Origin of the sequence: Streptomyces canus (genome assembly GCF_041435015.1) — a bacterium.
GTDB lineage: Bacteria > Actinomycetota > Actinomycetes > Streptomycetales > Streptomycetaceae > Streptomyces > Streptomyces canus_G.
The window spans coordinates 10,282,108-10,299,574 of the sequence record NZ_CP107989.1 but is presented as its reverse complement, the minus strand read 5'-3'; the positions used below and the strand labels follow the sequence as shown (position 1 = coordinate 10,299,574).

The window sequence follows — 17,467 nt, the reverse complement described above, 5'->3', positions numbered from 1 at the left end:
GGCAGTCGTACCCGCCAGCACTCGGGGGCTCCCACGTCGCGTCGCAAGTCGGTGTTACTGAGAGGAAGAACTAATGGCCACACCTGCATCGGGGCGGCTCGATGTTCATCATCACGTGATTCCCCCTGTTTTCGAACGTTTCGCGGGCACGTCGACGCCGTGGTCGGCCGCGTCCACGCTGTCATGGATGGACGATCACCGTGTCACCGCAGCGGTGATGTCAGTGTCGGCGCCAGGTCTCCCGTCCACTGCCGACGGAGGTGGTCCCCGCCTGGCCCGGGAAGTCAACGAGTTCACCGCAGAACTGGTCAAGAACCACCCGGACCGGTTCGGACATTTCGCCAGCCTGCCCATGGCTGATCACGATCCCGCCAGCGTGCTCGAGGAGGTCGGCTATGCCTTCGACACCCTGCAGGCAGACGGGGTGGTGCTGCTGTCCAACGCCGGCGGCATATACCTCGGCGACCGGCGATGGGAACCGGTCTGGGAAGAACTCGATCGTCGCCAGGCCGTGGTCTTCATCCACCCCACGGCCACCGAACTCCGACCCCTCCACGGCCTTAGCCCAGCGGTGGTCGATTTCCCGTTCGACACTACTCGTACCGCCGTCGACCTCGTGGTTTCCGGAGTGATGCACCGCCATCGACACGTCAAGGTCATCCTGTCCCATGCTGGCGGATTCCTGCCCTACGCGGCGCAGCGCTTCGCCGGGATCATCCCGATTCTCAGCTCGCCGAAGTCCACTCCGTCGACCCCCGACGCCATCCTGGCCGGTCTCAAACGCTTTTACTTCGACACCGCCTTGTCGACCGGCCACGACGCCCTGAAATTGCTGGCCGCGTTCGCTGAACCCGGCCACGTACTCTACGGCAGCGACTGGCCCTACGCCGGCACGGCAGGAACCGAATACTTCAATCATCTCCTGGACACCGCCGAACTCACCCAACCCGACCGCGAGGCGATCGAACACCGCAACGCCGAACTCCTCTTCCCTCGATTCGCCACCTGACCGCAGCAGCCCAGCCCGCGGGACTGTTCCGGCAATGGCCGGGAGCCTGGTACGCGGCGGGCGACTGACTCAGGTCGGTCGTGAACGGCGGGACCGGTGTTTGAGCACGGCCGAGACATACGGCGGCATCATGGTGCCCCAGTTGTCACAGCGCGCTCGGCCCAGTCCTGGCTAACCTTCGCCGTGATTGCGTTCGGAACGGGGCACGAGTGGCCCGTCCCCGGGCGCGAGCCCTCATTCGCGAGGCCCGGGCGAGTGCCTGGCTTCATCGGTGAACCCGAGGATCGCCCGGTCCAGCAGGTCAGCGATAAGGGTCTCCAGATATTCGGGCGACGGGTCGGTGTAATGGAGCACCAATGTGTCGGGAAATTGATCGAAGACACCGCCGACAAAGATTCGGCTGGCGCTCAGGTGCATGGGATGGCCTCGCCGTGATCGGCTGAGTGCCAGAAAGAGCGCTCGCCGAATGGACGTGGCCACATGCGCGCGCATGCCTTCCATGGCAGTGGTTGCCGGCCTCCGCTCCCGCCAGGCGCGAATCACCCCACGATATTCGCTGCTCGCCTTCAGTGTGGTGCGCACCCACTCCTTGAAGTCGTTCGTATAGTCATTCTCGTTGACACGTTCGAGGCGAAGCGCACCAGCGATCAGGTCGCGGGCACACATCTCGGCCAAGGCTTCCAGTAGCTCAACCTTGGTGTCGAAGTACTTGTAGAAGGTCCCTCGCGCGAACCCGGCCGTACGAACGATGTCGTCGATGTTGGTCTTCTGGTATCCAAACTCGGCGAAGCATTCCCCACCTGCGCGCATCAGGATGTTCACCGTTTGGACGGCTCGAGCGGTCAGGCCGGCGACCCGGTCTGAGTATGGGGTGGGCATCGGCCCCAGATCACGGGAGGCAAGTTTGCCGGTGATACGGTGGTTCTTCCATGCCCGTGGCACGGTACGATCCCCGCGTGTCACGTCCACTGGAGTCTCCGGAAAAAGCATGAGCTGCAGTGATACGGAGAAGTAGTAACGCAGCTCCTCACTCGGCAGCCGGGTACCGCTGCCGGATTCCTTGCTCGCATGGTCCGCATAGTTGAGATAAATGATCAGACTCGTCAACATGTTGGCGGCATCACGGGGATCGACTCCGTTGACGCCGCTGCTCGAAAGCCAATCCGCTATCCGCGTGTTGTACGTTTCATTGAATTTTGCTACCAGGGGCCGTACCGGCGCTCCCGGAGTGTCGATATTCGACCATTCGCGGAACAAAATCTCGTACCGCTCGTATACCTCAGCCCATCGGTCGAGCCACCATCGAAGGTTGCTGAAGCCTCGCTCCGTGGCGCTGAGCGGTTCTAGGTGGCGAGCAAGGTCCAGCAGTGACGCCCCGCATTCTTCCAGAAGTTCGATGAAGATTCTTTCTTTGCTCTCGAAGTATTGGTAGAGCGTAGCGCGAGACATCTCGGCTTGGTCGGCGATATCCTGGATCGTCGTATTGTGGAATCCCTTTTCACCAAAAAGCGCCAGTGCGGTCTGCAGGACGTTTCCGACTGTGGTTGCACCGCGGTCCCCGATAGTGATGCTGTTCGGACCGTAACTAGGACGCCGTTCCATTGTCTGATTCCTTTCCGCTGAGCGACTGTCGAGCGGACCGAGAGCCTTCGCCCTGAAGTGTATAGGGTGTCAGACCGTGGAAGTGGTAAGCGGCAAGCCAGGGCACCGCTAGAGGTTGTCCCGTAACCGGTGGGGTGGTTGGTGCGTTGGCTGGGCATGGGTGGGGTGATTTCAGCTGATGATCCGAAGTGGATCGAGCCGTTCTCCGGGTTGAGCGAGGTGCAGTTCGCCAGGCTGGTGGCGTTGGTGCGGCGTCGCGGGGGTGACGTTCAGCGGGGCCGTCCCTGGCGGTTGCCGCTGGAGGACCGGGTGTTGCTGGTGGCGACGTACTGGCGCACGAACCTGACGTTGCGGCAGGTGGCACCGTTGTTCGGGGTCTCGAAGTCCGCGGCCGACCGTATCCTCGATCACCTGGCACCGCTGTTGGCCATCGCGCCGGCCCGACGTCCGCGCAGGGACACTGTCTACATCGTCGACGGCACCTTGGTGCCTACCCGGGACCGCAGCGTCGCCGCGTCCAGCAAGAACTATCGGTACTCGACGAATCTGCAGGTCGTCATCGACGCCAACAGCCGCCTGGTGGTGGCGATCGGCTTGCCGCTGCCCGGCAGTCGCAACGACTGCCGGGCGTTCACCGAATCCGGTGTGGACCGGGTCTGCCGCGGTGCCCCGACCATCGCCGACGGTGGCTACCAGGGCACTGGCCTTCTCATCCCGCACCGCAGGCGACGAGGCCAGAGACACCTCAGCCCGCAACAGGAAGCAGAGAACGCCGTCCACCGCCGGGCACGGGCACGAGTCGAACACGCCCTATCCCGGCTGAAGAACTGGAAGATCCTTCGGGACTGCCGCCTCAAGGGCAACGGCGTTCACCAGGCCATGCTCGGCATCGCCCGGCTCCACAACCTGGCCCTCACCGGATAGCTCACGCCCCATACGGGACAACCTCTAGGCCGGACAGACTCGACGCCACTCATGCTCGAACAGGAACGGAGTCCATCTACACAAACAGGTGTCGCTTTCATCCGGCTGGCAGTTCCGTCATGGCGTCCTCGTCAGTCGGCTCCCAGGATCATGGTGCCGCTCGAGCAGAACCATCCTCCTGTACCGCTCACGCAGGCCAATCGGGCATCCGCTACCTGGCGAGCACCGGCTTGCCCCCTGAGTTGGCGCACCGCTTCAACCATCAGGAAGAGCCCACGCTGGCCCGGATGCATTGCGGAGAGGCCACCTCCATCGGTGTTCGTCGGCAGCGCCCCGCCGACGCGCAGCCGGCCGTCCTGGACGAAGTCCCCGCCCTCGCCCTTCTTGCAGAAGCCCAGGTCTTCGAGATTCACCAGGAGCATGGAGGTGAAGGCGTCGTAGATCTCGCACACATCGATTTCCTGCGGCGTGACCCCGGCTCGTTCGAATGCAAGAGTGCCCGAGATCTTCGCGGGTCCGACCGTCACGTCCTCCCATTGGCTCGTCGACATATGGGAGATGGCCTCCCCCGTCCCGAGTATCCACACCGGCAGACCAGGTAGATCCTGCATGCGGTCCTCAGCCACCAGGACCAACGCGGCGCCTCCGTCGGAACGGATGCAGCACTGCAGTTTTGTGAACGGGTCCGCGATGACTCTGCCGGCGAGCACCTCCTCCACCGTCAAGGGAACGCGGAACGTCGCGTCCGGATTGAGCGAGGCGTTGTAACGGGCCGAGACCGCGATCTCGGCCAGCTGCTCCACAGTGGTGCCGTACTCGTACATATGTCGTCGCGCGGCCATGGCGTACTTACTGATGACGGTGTGGCCATACGGCGCTTCCCACTGCAACGGGCCTCGCGACCCCCAGTCCAAGGTGGCCGTGCGCAGACCGTTCTTGATGTCCGAACGGGAGGAGGAGCCGTAGGCGAGCAGGACCACGTCGGCCCTGCCCAGGGAAATCGCGTCCGCAGCGTGCGCGGCCATCACCTCCCAGGCCGCACCACCCACCGCGGTCGAGTCGATCCACGTCGGCCGGATACCGAGATGCTCCGCAACATCGACCGGAGGAAGGGCGCCCAGACCCGTCGATGCGAACCCGTCGATCTCGTTCGGAGCCAGTCCGGCCTCCTCGACAGCTCGTCGTGCGGCCTCGCTGATGAGCGCGTACGGGTTGGTCAGCTGGTCGTCTCCCACGCCCGAAAGACCTACTCCCGCGATCGCTACCCGTCGAGTCACGCGTCCTCCATTTCCAGCACTCGGGACAAGTGCAGGTCTCTGCTGCCCAGCTGGAGCGCCAGGACAGTTGCTCGTTTCGCGGCAAGGTGGAGGTCGTGCTCCCAGGTGTAGCCGTTTCCTCCATGCAGCTGGAGCGCCATTCGCGCGTTGTCACTCGCCGCCCGTGCAGCTATCACGCGGGCGACGGAGGCCTGATAGGCGACGCCCCCGTGTCCGGCTCGGAACTCGGCGGCGGCATACAGGAGCTGGGACCTGCTCACCTCGCCGTGCATCGCCGTATCGGCGCACGCGTGCTCCGGCCTGGTAGGCACCGGTCGGCAAGACGAAGCACATTGCGCCGTTCCGGACGGTTCAGCATCAGACGACGACCTGACGCCTTGGCCGACGGCGTAGGTCGTGTGCAGCAGGTTCGTTGGCACGCTCATGGTCTGCTGCCCGCCGCGTGAAGACCGGTCGACGGTGCCCAGGCACGGTTGACTCCCCGGCCACTTCCCTTCGCTTTGATATACATACTGTCAGATTCGCGTTTGCGTCACAACCATACGGCTGGCGACTCATCTCGCCATCGGGACGCCCAGCTCCCCCACGGCCGCCGCCCTGGGCGCCCATTCGTAGCACGCCACAAGTAGAAGACAAATCTGACAACAGTGTCTACGATATTCCAAGTGGGCGAGCGATGCCCCGTCTGTTCACACCGGGCGGACCGCCTATCGGGTTCGGCGGCAACGGCCGCAGCGCGGAGACGTGCGTCGGAACTCGGCGAGGGCTGGATGCCCTTGCCGCAAAGCCCGGAACCGGCCGCAGTCACCGGCTCGCCGACTCTCGACCCCCTCTCGGTCCTCGCGGAGCAAGTGGCAGAGATCAACGTGGTCTGTGCCGCCGCTGGTTAGCGCCCGGCCGAGGTGATGACTCGACTCGCCGAGTACGGCGGCGCAGGGTTCACACGTGGTTGCTGATCGAGCCGGTGAGCCGCTCGGTCGCCGGCTTCGAACGTGACCTGACCACCATCGCCTCCCAAGGAGCCGGACGTCCCGGGAGGCCACCACATCGGTTCCAAGATCTGACATCCTATCTACTGCACTGGAGTTACTTCCCCACGACACTGCCGGATGACATTCGAAAGGCCGACGCAGACATGAGGGCAGGGCGTTCAGCAGGAACTCAGACGCAGGGAACATCCGAAGCTCTGCCGGCGACGGACGGACAATGGTCGCCGACGCTGTGGGAGTCACTCGCCCACCGTGCGGATCTTGATCCAGGCTCAACACTCGTGTCGGATGAGCACGGCAGGACCCTCAGCGCCGGGGCTTTCGCCGACGAGGCCGAACGCGTCGCAGCCTGGCTGTACGCACGAGGTGTTCGCGAGGGCAGCGTCGTCTCGTGGCAACTACCGACCACGATCAACGCACTCCTGGTCTCGGTAGCACTCTCGCGCCTCGGTGCCGTCCAAAACCCGCTGGTCACAACGCTGCGCGAACCGGACGTCGAGTTCATGGTTCGGCAGGCGGGTTCTGCCCTCCTTCTGGTGCCAGAGAGCCAGCCACGGTACGACCATGCGTCGATGGCACGTCGGCTCGAGGGCAGGGTGCCGGGTCTCCAAGCGCTGGTACTCCAATCAGCGCTCCCCCATGGCTCCTCCGCCCCGCTTCCCCGCGCCCGCGGGGCGGCTCCTGACGACGTGCGCTGGCTCTACTACACGTCAGGCACCACGGCGGTCCCGAAGGGAGCCCGCCACCGCGACAGCGACCTCGTCGCCGCCGCGCGAACGTTCTGCGCAGCCGTGTCGCCTGGTCCGAACGACGTCATCTCCTCCATCGCACCGGTCGCCCACATCGGGGGATTGGTGTTCTTCCTCGGCGCGGTACGGTCGGGGGCTCACCTGGTGGTCACCGAGAGCTTCGCGCCCCTCGAGACCGCTCGGCATCTTACGGCCGCCGGTACCACTCTGTGCTGTTCCGGTCTTCCATTCGTCCAGGGCTTCCTGGAGGTCCAGCGGCAGAATTCAGAGACCCGCTTCTTCCCCGACCTGAGGGCTTTCCTGATCGGAGGCGCCCCCCGCGCCAAGGCCCTGCACGAGCAGGTGATGGAGACGTTCGGAGCCAAGATCGTCTCTGGCTATGGCATGACCGAGATGCCCTTGATCAGCATGGCAACCCTCGACGACAGCCTCGCGCACCTTGCGGTCGCTGACGGCCGACCCAGTGGCGTCTGTCTCAAGATCACCACGCCAGACGGCGCCCCCGTGCCACCAGGAGAGTCGGGCGAGGTCCGCGTTCGCGGAAACTCGCTGATGGCTGGCTACGTCGACGCGAACCTCGATTCGGAGGCCTTCGACGAGGATGGCTACTTCCGCACCGGCGACCTGGCACGCATCGACGACGAAGGCTTCCTCATCGTCACCGGACGTCTCAAGGACATCATCATCAGGAACATGGAGAACATCTCGGCGCGCGAACTCGAGCTGGCCCTCACCGAGCACCCTGCCGTCCGGGAGGTCGCCGTCATCGGCCTCCCGGACGACAAGACCGGCGAACGCGTCTGCGCGGTCATCGTACCGACCGGCGAGCCGCCCTCCCTCCAGTCGCTGTGCGACTTCCTGGACGGGCGCGGCGTGAACCGGCGGAAGTTCCCGGTCCAGCTCGAGACGGCCGCCGAACTACCGGTGAACTCCCTTGGAAAGCTGATGAAGAAGGAGATCAAAGACGCAGTGCTCCACCGCACCGAGGCAATCCCGCAAGCAGGAACTGTCTGATGCGATACGAGACCATGCTGTTCGAAGTTGCCGCGAGCGTCGCCACGATCACGCCAGGGCGGTTGCAAGTTCCGGGGTCGTGCGGCTGATCGGGTTGTGACCGGTTGGGGCGCATAGCAGAGCAGGTACGGGCTTCGTGATCATTGTGGCGTCTAAGCCCGATGATCATGAGGTGGCCCGTGCCTGCTGCTGCATCCTCTCCCATCCCTGCCGTGCTGGTGAAACTGGGGCCGCTGGACACCGGCCGGATTGCCGACCTGCGCCCGTACTTCGATTCCGTGCCCGACCCGCGCGCCTGCCGGGGCCGGTGGTACTCATTCACAGCGATCCTGCTGGTGTGTGCGTGCGCGGCCGTCTCGGGAGCGAGGAGCATCGATGAACTCGCCGAGTGGGGCCAGCGTGCTTCGAACGCAGTCCTGACAGTGATCGGGATCCGCCGCCACCTGCTCAGATGGCGGCGCGCTCCGGCGTCGGCCACGATCGGCCGTGTGCTGGGGGCTGTTGACGGTGACGCCCTGGACCGGGCGGTCGGCGCCTGCCTGGCCGACCGGCACCGGGCCGCCACCCAACCCGCCCAGGCGCCGTCGCCCTCCGCGTCCGGGCGCTCGCGCGCGATCGCCGTCGACGCAAAGCACTCAAGGGATCAGCCCGTCTCACCGCGACGCGCCGGCATCTGCTCTCCGCGGTCACCCACGGCACCCTCGTGCCCCTCGCCCAGGTGGAGGTCGGCGCGAAGACGAACGAAACCACGCACTTCCGGCCGCTGCTGGCACCGCTGGACCTGACCGGCACCGTCGTCACCTTCGACGCCCTGCACTCGGTCAAGGCGAACATCTCCTGGCTGGTGGAAACCAAGAAGGCCCACTACATCGCCGTGATCAAGACCAACCAGCCCACCGCCTACACCCAACTCGCCGCTCTGCCCTGGCAGTCCATCGCAGTCCAGCACACCGCCTCCGGGACCGGACACGGACGCCGCGAGTCCCGCTCGGTCAAGACCTGCGGTATCGCCGACGAACTCGGCGGAATCGCCTTTCCCCACGCCCGCCTGGCCATCCGCGTCCACCGCCGCCGCAAGCCCACCGGCAAGCGCGAGACCCGTGAGAGTGTCTACGCCGTCACCAGCGAACTCCTCGCACCACATCAGGGACGTCACCTTCGCCGAGGAGGCCTCCACCGTCCACGCCGGGACCGCACCACGGGCCCTGGCGACCCTCCGCAACCTCGCCATCGGCGTGCTGAAAACCCTCGGCGCCGACAACATCGCCAAGACCACCCGGGCGATACGCGACGAGCCCCACCGAGCACTCCCCATCCTGGGCATCACCAACGATCCGGACAGCTACGGAGCTTGATCAAGCCCTGCGATCACGCTCAACCGGCTCGAACGGCTTAACCGGCAGATGACCTTGGACATGACCGCTGCCTGGGCGGAGGTCCGAGGAGACAAAGACATCCACGCGGTCGTGCCGGGCGGCTGGCGGCCGAGCGTTCTGCACCGGTCTCGACCCCGATGAAGGACCGAGGTGGTTGGAGGAGCCGATCTTCAACCAGATGGACCCGGGTCAGTGGCTCGGGCCACGCGCCCAACGTCTGGAAGCGTGTTGTTGTCGCCTTTCAGGGCATGGCCGCAGGCGGCCGGATGTACTTCATCAATGAGTCCGACATCGTCATCGCCTCGGAGGGGGCGACCTTCTTCGACCCGCATGCCGGCGTCGGCATCGTCTCGGCACCGGAGCCGATCGGCAGGCTGCATCGCGCCCGCCGGGCGACGTGCTGCGCTGCGCCCCCGTCGGCAACGACGAACGGATCAGGGCCAGAACGGCCATGGGTCTGGGACTGGTCAGCGAGGTGGCCGCCCGTGAGGGACCTCTGGTCCATGCCGAGACGCTGGCAGGGACAATCGCCACACGCCGGTCGGACGCGGTGCAGGGAACCATCAAGGCGATCTGGGAAGCGCTCGACGTGCCTGCCGGCGTGGCCAAGCAGCACGGCATGACGTATGTCCAGCTTGGCAATGGGACCGAGCCGCCTGGTACGGCTGCAGGCCGGGCACCGTCACAGACACTGCGCTTGGGCGAGCGAGGCGGGGGACGCGGCGCCGCCCGGTCCGGATGGCGCCGCGTCCGCCGTAGGTCAGCTTGTGGACGCCGCGGACTCCGGCACGAACAGGTCCGCGGAGCCTTCGAGAGCTGTCTCGCCCGACTGACGACGAAGCCGAAGCTCAACGGTAACGGCGCTACCTCCCTCGACCGCGGCGACCGCGACGACCTCCCCCGAGCATTCCAGGAGATCACCAGGCCAGACCAACTCTCGGAACCGGACCCCGAATCGCCGAATCCAGGCCGGCTCGAACCAATCAGAGAGGAAGGAGCCCAGGAGCGCGGCGGAGTTCATGCCCTGCGAGAACACGGTCGGGTAGCCGGCCTGCTGGGCGAAATCCTTGTCGTAGTGCATCGGATTGAGGTCTCCTGATGCTGCCGAGTAGCGCACGATCGTCTCTGACGTGATGGGGCCGTAGGTACGTGGCTCGGCACGCTGACCGACTTCCGGTGTGGCGACGTTCATGCGTGCTCCCCCTTCGGCGCTGTACCGATGTAGGTCGCGCTCATCTCCGCGACAAGCCTTCCCGACTGGTCGTGGAACTCGGTCGTCACGGTGACGAACTCCATCGTGCCGCCGCGGCGGCCCTGCTTCTGGTAACGCTCGGTGAGCTGCTCCCGGGCGGTGAGGGTGTGGCCGACCCGGGGAGGTTCCCCGTGGAAACGGAACTCCTGCCCGCCGTGCAGGAGCCGGGCCCTCGGGATGCCATGGTCGATCCGGTTCTCCTTCGTGGACCAACGGTGCGACGTCACCAGGAAGGTCGGCGGAACGACCGGGGCAGCTCCCGCGAAAGCGGGGTTTCCCGACTCCATGGCCTGGACGAACGCTCGCACCGCCCCGAGCTCTATAGGGAACTCAAATGACGGTGGCGTCAGATGTGGGGCCTCAGTCACGCGGTTTCTCCCTCATTGGTTGCCTAGTAAGTGACGATGATGCCAGAATAGCTGACATGAACGACGACCAGGCAGTGGACACCCAGGCCGATGTGGTTGACGAAGAGGCAGCGCACGCTTCGATCCGTTCGGAGCTGTCGGATGGGATCCTGACCATCACCCTCGACCGGGCCGCCAAGGGCAACGCGTTGCGACCGTCGGACCGGCGGCAGGTCATCGCGCTACTCCAGAGCGCACACGAGACCGCCGCCGTGCGGTGCGTCGTCCTGCGTGCCGCGGGGCGGCACTTCTGCACCGGTGCGGACGTCACCGGCCTCCGCCGAACAGACGCCGAGACGGTTGTCGGGGAGGTCAGCAGGCGAATCATGGGCGGCGCCCAGCAGCTGATCGCTGCCGTCTTGGACTGCGACAAGCCAGTGATCGCTGTCGTCCAGGGTGCGGCGGCGGGGATGGGAGCTCACCTGGCCCTCGCGGCGGATTTCGTGATCGCCACGGAGGAAGCAGTCTTCATCGAGTCGTTCGTTCTGCGCGGCATCACGGTCGACGCGGCCGGCGCCTACCTGCTCACTCGTCACCTCGGCATGCGCAAGGCCAAGGAACTGGCCCTGCTCGGCGACCGTCTTCCGGCCGAGGACGCGTTGCGGCTCGGACTAGTCAATTGGGTCGTGTCCGGTGACGATTTGGCATCCACGGTCTCCGCACTGGCCACCAGGTTGGCCGCGGCCTCCACCACCGCACTCGCGCTGACCAAACGCCTCTTCAACGTCGCCCTCGATCAGGATCGAGCGTCCTCCTTCGCCTTCGAGGGTCTGATGCAGGAGGCACAGAGCCACTCCATCGACTCCACGGAGGGCGTGGCCGCATTTCTGGAGAATCGCGCGCCCGTTTTCCGTGGCGTGTGAGAAAGGATCTCTCGTGACTCGTGCCGACCGCCGGGACCTGCCCACCATAGAGCCGGACACACAGCCATACTGGGACGCGATCCGCGATGGTGGCGTCCTACTCATCGCCCACTGCACGGACTGCGACCGGGTGCACCACTACCCGCGTCCCTTCTGCCCGTTTTGCTGGAGCTGCGCCGTCGAGCCCCGTCCTGCCAGTGGCCGCGCCTCGCTGTACACGTTCTCCACGGTCTATGTCAACGACTTGCCGCCGTTCGCCGATCGCGTCCCGTACGTAGCCGCCCTCGTCGAGCTCGAGGAGGGGCCCCGGTTGATGACCACCATCGTGGACTGCGTTCCAGAGGACCTCCACATCGGGATGGCTCTGACCGTCCGGGCCGAGCCGCTCGACGAGACATTGTCGGCTCCGGTCTTCGTACCTGCCTGAGTCCGCGCTGTCCTCACCGCATCACCGGCACGCTGGCGACCACACCGGCCGTGTCACCACAAGGTGACAAGACAAGAAGGAGAATCACCACCTCATGCCTGGACTGTTGGATGGCAAGGTCGCCATCGTCACGGGAGCCGCGCACGGTATCGGCCGGGGTCATGCCCTGGAACTGGCCAAGCAAGGAGCGGCCGTCGTCGTCAACGACCTCGGGACGACGATCTCCGGCGACGGATCCGGCCGCGACGCCGACGTTGTCGTCGACATCATCCGGTCACGCGGTGGACGAGCCATCGCGGACTACGGCGATGTCGGCGACGAGGACCAGGTCGAGGCATTGGTCGAACGGGCTTGGACGGAGTACGGGCGCGTGGACATCCTCGTGAACAACGCCGGCATCGTGCGGGATCGAGCCATCTGGAACATGCCGGTCACCGATTTCGACCTGGTGATGCGCGTGCACGTCCGCGGAACGTGGCTCGCGTGCCGTTCGGTCGCCCGCCGATGGCGCACGAACGCCAAAGCCTCCACGGGTACGACGTACGGCCGCATCATCAACACGGTCTCCGGTGCCGGGCTCCTGGGTCACTTCGGTCAGTCGAACTACGCGACCGCCAAGTCGGCGATCGCAGGCCTGACGCTCACCCTCAGTCTGGAACTGGCAAGCATCGGAGTGACCGTCAATGCGATCGGGCCCGGTGGCCTTACCCGTCTCTCCGCGTCCGGCAAGGATGACGTCGTCCCCGAGCCGGACGAACGTCCCGAGGACTCCTTCGATCCCCTGGACGCCTCCCTTTGCTCCCCTGTCGTCGCGTGGCTCGCGAGCGAGCAGGCCAGCCAAATCTCCGGACAGGTCATCCGAGCAATCGGCGACAAGATCTATCTCATGGGCGGATGGACCGAGGACGCGGTCGCCTGCAGCAACGAGCAGCGCTGGGATGCCACCAGACTCGGTGAGGTATTCGGCACCGAGATCTTCGGGACACGAGCGCGTGGACTCCGGCTGAGCGGCTGACCGCGCGGTGGGAGAAGGTCCGTGACCGGAGGTGGTGCAGCCTGCTGACCACCGGTCGGTAAGACACGGCTCGTTCTCCCCCGACGGAGGTCCGGTCGACGAATTCGCTCAACCGTGGGCTTCCATGGAACAGGGCGGACAAACTGCCTACGCAGCATCAACTTCACCGATTGGAAGGCCGCTTGCTGCGACCTCGCACCCGAACCCGGCTGCGGTCAGGTGCCGGTACAGGTACGAAGCCGGTCGGCCGGTCTCGTAGGCCACCACCACCGCGCCTGGCAGGTCGCTGACCCAGTAACTCAGCTGCGAGAACGCCACGCCGGAGCGGATGTGGTCGCCGCCGGCCGCATGATGCAGGCGTCGCTGGAGCAGGTCGCCAACTGTGCCTGGTGCAGGAGGTCTTCGCTGGCGCAAGCTCGCGATCTGGGTCGCCGCCGCGGAACAGGCCCTGAGCATGGACGACGTGTGGGAAGGGCTGTCCCTGTTCCTGGAAACCATGTGCGAACTCCAGGCCCGCGACCGGGGCTTCAACGAATTCGCCTCGATCCGGCTGCCTGAGAACGTCTGCCTGGCCAGCCAGCAGACCCGGATCCATGACCCGGCGTGCGCATCGTCGAACGGGCGCGAGAGCAGGGCCGCCTACGACCCGACCTGGTACCCGAGGACCTCCCCTTCGTCATCTGGTCCCACAGCCGGATCATCGAGGCGCCCGACGGGATCGCCCCGCACGCATGGCGCCGCCACCTGTACCTGATGCTCGACGGCTTCCGCGCCGAGCGCGCCCACCGACGCCGCACCCGAGACGTGGCGTCGGCTCGTCGCCTGCCTCATCCATCGCCTGGTAGGTGAATTGGTCGAAGAGCGCGTCGTAGGCCATCGTGTCGACCACCATTGTGTAGCAGTACTTGAAGCCGGTCCCGGACTTCGACAGCAGGTGCGGGGCCTGGCTCATCGACTGCATGCCGCCGACAGCGACGACATCATGCTCCCGGACACGGATCATCTGGTCGGCGGTGGCGATCGCCTTCACCCTGGCCACGCAACCTTGATGAGTGTCACCGCCGGCATCATCATCGCGTTACCGCCCTTGACGGCGACCGTCGAGCGGTGTTCTGCCCGCATCCGGCCTGGATGACGTGCCGACGACGACGTAGTCGACCTGGTCCCCGCCTATCCTGGCCTTCTCCCGCCGGTTCACGATTCCACCCAGATCGGTGGCGGGCTCGAGCCGGACAGACCGCGGAGCAGCCGGCCCGTCGCGTGCGGGCATCCGCGACGATGACCGCTGTGGGTGGTTCGACTCTTACTACTTGCTCCTCCTGTCGATCAGCGGCCCACGCCGGCGGCAGATGCCGGGGCGGTCTCGGTGGTCACGGAGGCCTTCGCCAACTCGCGCAGCGCGCTCCGATTGATCTTGTGCATCGCGTTCACCGGCAGCTCCTGGACAACATGCAGAACGTCCGGCGCCTTGTAGTCGGCCAGGTTTCGTCGTACGAACTCCCGCAACTCATCCAAGGTGACCGTCTCACCGGGTACCGGCACCACGAAGGCAACACCGATCTCACCGATAGTCGGCGCCGGAGCAGCGACGATGCTGACATCGGCGACTTTCGGGTGGGTGACCAACAGGCTCTCCACCTCGGCGGGATAGACGTTGTAGCCGCCGCGGATGTACATGTCGCTGGAGCGGCCGGTGAGCACGAGGTTGCCGTCGGCATCGAGATAGCCGAGATCGCCCGTCAGCAGCCAGCCCTCGGAGTCGAATGCCTTCGCCGTCCGTGCCGGGTCGTTCCAGTAGCCGCGCATCACGCAGGCCCCACGGATGCGGACCATGCCGACTTCCCCCTCGTCGGCCAGCACGGAAACCTCCATGCCGACTTGGGGGCGGCCCACGGTGCGGAATTGCACCTCCGGCGGGTCCTCAGGTCGGGTGCCGGCGATGCTCGGGCTCTCCGTCATCGCATAGCGGACCACGAGCGGGCAGCCGAGGACCTCCTTGACCCGCTCCACCAACTCGGGTCGTGCGGGAGCGGTCGCGCTGAGCCCCACGCGGACGGAGCCGAGGTCGAGCTCGTCGATGCCGGGAAACTGAACAAGCTTCTCCCACTGGGTCGGTACGGCGCCGATCACCGTGACTCTCTCCTCGACGATCTGCCGCAGCATGGAGTCCACCGACCATGGCATCACGCCAATGATCACGGTCGTCAGGTGGTGGATCTGGTCCCACAGGCGCGCCATGTAGCCGGCGTGCGGGAATGGTGTGGGAACCAGTCTGCGGTCACCGGGTGTGCTCATCGGTCCGGCAGCGTCGGAGACGGCCTTGAGGTTGCGGTGGTCAAGGTAGGGGCCCTTGGGGTTCCCGGTCGTACCACTGGTCCACATGATCACGACCGGCTCGGCGGGGTTGCACTGGCCACGCGGCGGGTCGACCGCCACGCGAGCGTAGATCCCCGCCAGCTCGGAGCGAAGGAGGGACCGCGGCTCGCCGGGCAGCGGCGGGCTGGCCAGCGTGCCATCACGCACCACCAGCCGTGGCAAGCATGTCTGGGCGATCGCCTCCATCTCCTGGGGCCCGAGCCGAGTGTTGAGTGCGGTGGTGACAGCACCGAGCTTCGCGATCGCCGCGAACACGACGGCGAAGTCACACGAGTTGGGCATCACGAGCGCCACGACGTCGCCCCGGCCGACACCGCGTCGGCGGAGCTCCTCCGCCACCAGATCGGAGCGGAGATGCCACTCTGCAAAGCTCATCCGATCGTCGGGACCGACGTACGCGTCGCGCTCCCCCTGTTGGGCGGCCGCCGCCGCCAACAGATGGTCGACGGTGTCGAACTCGCCGCTCACCACGAGGGTTTCATGCTGCATGAACTTCCTCTCCGAACGAAGTTATCGAGCCGCGCTCCTCCCCTCGGCACTGTAGGACGGGCGCCCGGGCGCGAGAAGCCTCGCCAGCAGTTCGGCATCCCCCCTACATGTACGAAGAATGTCGGTCGGTGCTCAACCCACATACCGAGACCCCGGTTGCTCAGACCACCGGCTCAGCCGGTCGTCTCCGACCTGCAGATCCTTGTACACGCTGTCAGATATGGCCATACTGGCTATGGCGCACGCCACTCACCGTCGAGTTCGCGGAGGCTTCAGTGCACAACGACCGGCGTACCAATCCGCGCCCTGCGCCCCCGCTAGGCCCGACCGTGCCCACTAGATCGTCTGCGCCAAATGGCGGCCACCGCGGAACGGCCCTCGTGGTCGCGGACACAGAGCTCGGCGCCGCGGCCACATCCAGCGCCTTGGCTGCCATCGGCTGGAAGTGCGTGTGCACCACCGACCTGGAGCGGGCATCGTGGCTGGTCTTGGTGCGCACCTTCGGACTCCTCTTCGTCGCCGGCACCTCGGATCCGTGGACGATCGGCACCGTGTCGCTTCTGAGGCCGCTCTCCCGGGCTCCCATGGTCGCGCTGTCGTCGCCTGGCACGCAGTCCGAGCCCACTTTGCTCAACGCCGGAGCAGACCTGGTGTTGGAGCAGGGCTACTCCGGCGATCTGTTGCGAGCCGGCACCGACGCGCTCCTGCGCCGAGCCATCCCGAACCAGGCCGAGTTGCGGTTCCTGGAGAGCCCGGGCCTCCGGGTCGACCTGCTGGCTCGCAGAGTCACGGTTGACGGCCAGCAGGTCAGCCTTACCCCCACCGAGTTCGACCTGCTTCGCGTGCTGATGGGCCAGCCCTTCGTCGCGATCCGGCACCACGAGATCCTCAAGGAGGTCTGGGACTGGAAGCACACAGACGACCGCAACGCCCTGCGCCTGCAGATCAACCGACTGCGCAAGAAGCTGGAGGCCTCCGGTGAGCGTCGCTACATCCGCGCGGCGCGCGGCATCGGGTACAGCTTCGACCAGCCCGTCACGGAACTGGCCGCCCATCAGAAGAAGGGCTCCGGCGTGGAGGACAGCAACTACGTCGCGACCTGGGAAGATCGTCTGAGCACGCTCATCCAGTCGCTCTTCGCCACCCACAGCCGGCTTGAGGCATGCCGGGCCCTCGTTGACCTCGCGGCCGACGACAGCCTGTGTGACGGTGCGGCCGTGTTCGCCCGGCGCCCGGGCTCGAACTTGCTGGATCTGGTCGCGCAGGCCGGGATGCCGGAGGAGTGGCAGACCTCGGTAGCGGCAGGCGTGCCGCTAGACGGCGGATACCTCTCGGCCGACACCTTCAACACCCGGGCGATCCTGCGAGTCGTCGACATCACCAAGTTCAAGCGCCGTTATCCGGCGACGGTAAAGCTGACGCGCTTGGCCGAAACCGAAGTACCCTCGATCCTCTCGATTCCCCTGGCCGATGCCCATGGCACCTGGGGCCAGGTCGGCTTCGTCAGACGCTCCGACAGCCCCTTCACGCCTTTGCAGTGCATAGTGCTGGAGGCAGCCGGAGCCGTTCTCAGCGGCCTGTTTCCACGCCACCTGGGCGAGCCGGACGGCACGCTCGCCGCCATCTGACGCTGTCACCGGGATCATTGGACCCAGTGATCCACGGGTCACGCCAGGAAGAAGTCGGCAGTCCCGGTGA

17 protein-coding genes and 1 pseudogene are annotated in these 17,467 nt (G+C 65.9%); 10 read left to right on the top strand and 8 right to left on the bottom strand.

The genetic code is table 11. The annotated features are described in order from the left end of the window. Positions 1-73: 73 nt before the first annotated feature. The gene (locus tag OG841_RS46965) at positions 74-1,009 is read left to right on the top strand and encodes an amidohydrolase family protein (protein ID WP_266531826.1); all 936 of its coding nucleotides are present in this window, start codon (positions 74-76) and stop codon (positions 1,007-1,009) included. 234 nt (positions 1,010-1,243) lie between these two features. Here OG841_RS46965 and OG841_RS46960 read toward each other — a convergent pair whose 3' ends face one another. Next, complete coding sequence (locus OG841_RS46960; protein ID WP_328635741.1) at positions 1,244-2,611, bottom strand: TetR/AcrR family transcriptional regulator; 1,368 nt, start codon at positions 2,609-2,611, stop codon at positions 1,244-1,246. A 156-nt stretch (positions 2,612-2,767) separates the two neighbouring features. On the opposite strand from OG841_RS46960, the gene OG841_RS46955 reads away from it, so the two are divergent. Further along, on the top strand, positions 2,768-3,535 hold the full coding sequence (locus OG841_RS46955; protein WP_328638698.1) for a transposase: 768 nt from the start codon (positions 2,768-2,770) through the stop codon (positions 3,533-3,535). 131 nt (positions 3,536-3,666) lie between these two features. On the opposite strand, the gene OG841_RS46950 is transcribed toward OG841_RS46955, so the two are convergent. Further along, on the bottom strand, positions 3,667-4,812 hold the full coding sequence (locus OG841_RS46950; RefSeq protein ID WP_328635742.1) for a thiolase C-terminal domain-containing protein: 1,146 nt from the start codon (positions 4,810-4,812) through the stop codon (positions 3,667-3,669). Then, entirely contained in the window at positions 4,809-5,072 is a 264-nt protein-coding gene (locus tag OG841_RS46945; RefSeq protein WP_371570432.1) for an acyl-CoA dehydrogenase family protein, read from the bottom strand. Before OG841_RS46945 ends, OG841_RS46950 begins: the two co-directional genes overlap by 4 nt. Before the next feature lie 416 nt (positions 5,073-5,488). Here OG841_RS46945 and OG841_RS46940 point away from each other — a divergent pair, with 416 nt between their 5' ends. The 4 genes and pseudogenes from OG841_RS46940 (at position 5,489) to OG841_RS46925 (ending at position 8,919) form a co-directional block, all read left to right on the top strand. Continuing rightward, positions 5,489-7,564, top strand: a complete 2,076-nt coding sequence (locus OG841_RS46940) for a class I adenylate-forming enzyme family protein (RefSeq protein ID WP_371570430.1) — start codon at positions 5,489-5,491, stop codon at positions 7,562-7,564. A 161-nt stretch (positions 7,565-7,725) separates the two neighbouring features. Further along, a complete protein-coding gene (locus OG841_RS46935; protein ID WP_371570428.1) occupies positions 7,726-8,349 on the top strand; it encodes a transposase family protein in 624 nt (207 codons plus the stop codon). Then, positions 8,238-8,654 (top strand): annotated as a pseudogene (locus OG841_RS46930) (transposase); the annotation flags it as partial. The gene OG841_RS46935 and the pseudogene OG841_RS46930, both read left to right, overlap by 112 nt. Before the next feature lie 16 nt (positions 8,655-8,670). Then, positions 8,671-8,919, top strand: coding sequence for a hypothetical protein (locus OG841_RS46925; protein WP_266531831.1), 249 nt, complete (start codon positions 8,671-8,673; stop codon positions 8,917-8,919). A gap of 262 nt (positions 8,920-9,181) precedes the next feature. Here OG841_RS46925 and OG841_RS46920 read toward each other — a convergent pair whose 3' ends face one another. The 3 genes from OG841_RS46920 to OG841_RS46910 all read right to left on the bottom strand — a co-directional run bounded on the left by OG841_RS46920 (position 9,182) and on the right by OG841_RS46910 (position 10,560). Next, on the bottom strand, positions 9,182-9,445 hold the full coding sequence (locus tag OG841_RS46920) for a hypothetical protein (protein ID WP_328635745.1): 264 nt from the start codon (positions 9,443-9,445) through the stop codon (positions 9,182-9,184). 255 nt (positions 9,446-9,700) lie between these two features. Then, a complete protein-coding gene (locus tag OG841_RS46915; RefSeq protein WP_266531832.1) occupies positions 9,701-10,132 on the bottom strand; it encodes a MaoC/PaaZ C-terminal domain-containing protein in 432 nt (143 codons plus the stop codon). Further along, on the bottom strand, positions 10,129-10,560 hold the full coding sequence (locus tag OG841_RS46910; protein ID WP_266531833.1) for an FAS1-like dehydratase domain-containing protein: 432 nt from the start codon (positions 10,558-10,560) through the stop codon (positions 10,129-10,131). The genes OG841_RS46915 and OG841_RS46910 overlap by 4 nt, the downstream gene beginning before the upstream one ends. A 56-nt stretch (positions 10,561-10,616) precedes the next feature. Here OG841_RS46910 and OG841_RS46905 point away from each other — a divergent pair, with 56 nt between their 5' ends. The 3 genes from OG841_RS46905 to OG841_RS46895 all read left to right on the top strand — a co-directional run bounded on the left by OG841_RS46905 (position 10,617) and on the right by OG841_RS46895 (position 12,904). Then, the gene (locus tag OG841_RS46905; protein ID WP_329225520.1) at positions 10,617-11,462 is read left to right on the top strand and encodes an enoyl-CoA hydratase/isomerase family protein; all 846 of its coding nucleotides are present in this window, start codon (positions 10,617-10,619) and stop codon (positions 11,460-11,462) included. Positions 11,463-11,475: 13 nt separating this feature from the next. Beyond that, complete coding sequence (locus OG841_RS46900) at positions 11,476-11,889, top strand: Zn-ribbon domain-containing OB-fold protein (RefSeq protein WP_365121466.1); 414 nt, start codon at positions 11,476-11,478, stop codon at positions 11,887-11,889. Positions 11,890-11,983: 94 nt separating this feature from the next. Beyond that, a complete protein-coding gene (locus OG841_RS46895) occupies positions 11,984-12,904 on the top strand; it encodes an SDR family NAD(P)-dependent oxidoreductase (protein WP_365121469.1) in 921 nt (306 codons plus the stop codon). A gap of 697 nt (positions 12,905-13,601) precedes the next feature. Here the strand turns inward: OG841_RS46895 and OG841_RS46890 are convergent. After that, positions 13,602-13,943 carry a hypothetical protein gene (locus OG841_RS46890; protein ID WP_329225526.1) on the bottom strand — a complete coding sequence of 114 codons (342 nt, stop codon included), beginning with the start codon at positions 13,941-13,943 and terminating at the stop codon, positions 13,602-13,604. A gap of 287 nt (positions 13,944-14,230) precedes the next feature. Then, positions 14,231-15,715: a class I adenylate-forming enzyme family protein gene (locus OG841_RS46885; protein ID WP_371570423.1), complete on the bottom strand. Its 1,485-nt coding sequence runs from the start codon at positions 15,713-15,715 to the stop codon at positions 14,231-14,233. 434 nt (positions 15,716-16,149) lie between these two features. Here OG841_RS46885 and OG841_RS46880 point away from each other — a divergent pair, with 434 nt between their 5' ends. Further along, positions 16,150-17,397: a winged helix-turn-helix domain-containing protein gene (locus OG841_RS46880; RefSeq protein ID WP_371570420.1), complete on the top strand. Its 1,248-nt coding sequence runs from the start codon at positions 16,150-16,152 to the stop codon at positions 17,395-17,397. The last annotated feature ends 70 nt before the right edge of the window (positions 17,398-17,467 follow it).

Excerpts from the sequence above, each read along its gene's own strand:
- OG841_RS46960 (WP_328635741.1), bottom strand. The coding sequence starts at position 2,611 with ATGGAACGGCGTCCTAGTTACGGTCCGAACAGCATCACTATCGGGGAC.
- OG841_RS46895 (WP_365121469.1), top strand. The coding sequence starts at position 11,984 with ATGCCTGGACTGTTGGATGGCAAGGTCGCCATCGTCACGGGAGCCGCG.
- OG841_RS46965 (WP_266531826.1), top strand. The coding sequence starts at position 74 with ATGGCCACACCTGCATCGGGGCGGCTCGATGTTCATCATCACGTGATT.
- OG841_RS46915 (WP_266531832.1), bottom strand. The coding sequence starts at position 10,132 with ATGAACGTCGCCACACCGGAAGTCGGTCAGCGTGCCGAGCCACGTACC.
- OG841_RS46955 (WP_328638698.1), top strand. The coding sequence starts at position 2,768 with ATGGGTGGGGTGATTTCAGCTGATGATCCGAAGTGGATCGAGCCGTTC.
- OG841_RS46935 (WP_371570428.1), top strand. The coding sequence starts at position 7,726 with ATGATCATGAGGTGGCCCGTGCCTGCTGCTGCATCCTCTCCCATCCCT.
- OG841_RS46905 (WP_329225520.1), top strand. The coding sequence starts at position 10,617 with ATGAACGACGACCAGGCAGTGGACACCCAGGCCGATGTGGTTGACGAA.
- OG841_RS46920 (WP_328635745.1), bottom strand. The coding sequence starts at position 9,445 with ATGGACCAGAGGTCCCTCACGGGCGGCCACCTCGCTGACCAGTCCCAG.
- OG841_RS46940 (WP_371570430.1), top strand. The coding sequence starts at position 5,489 with ATGCCCCGTCTGTTCACACCGGGCGGACCGCCTATCGGGTTCGGCGGC.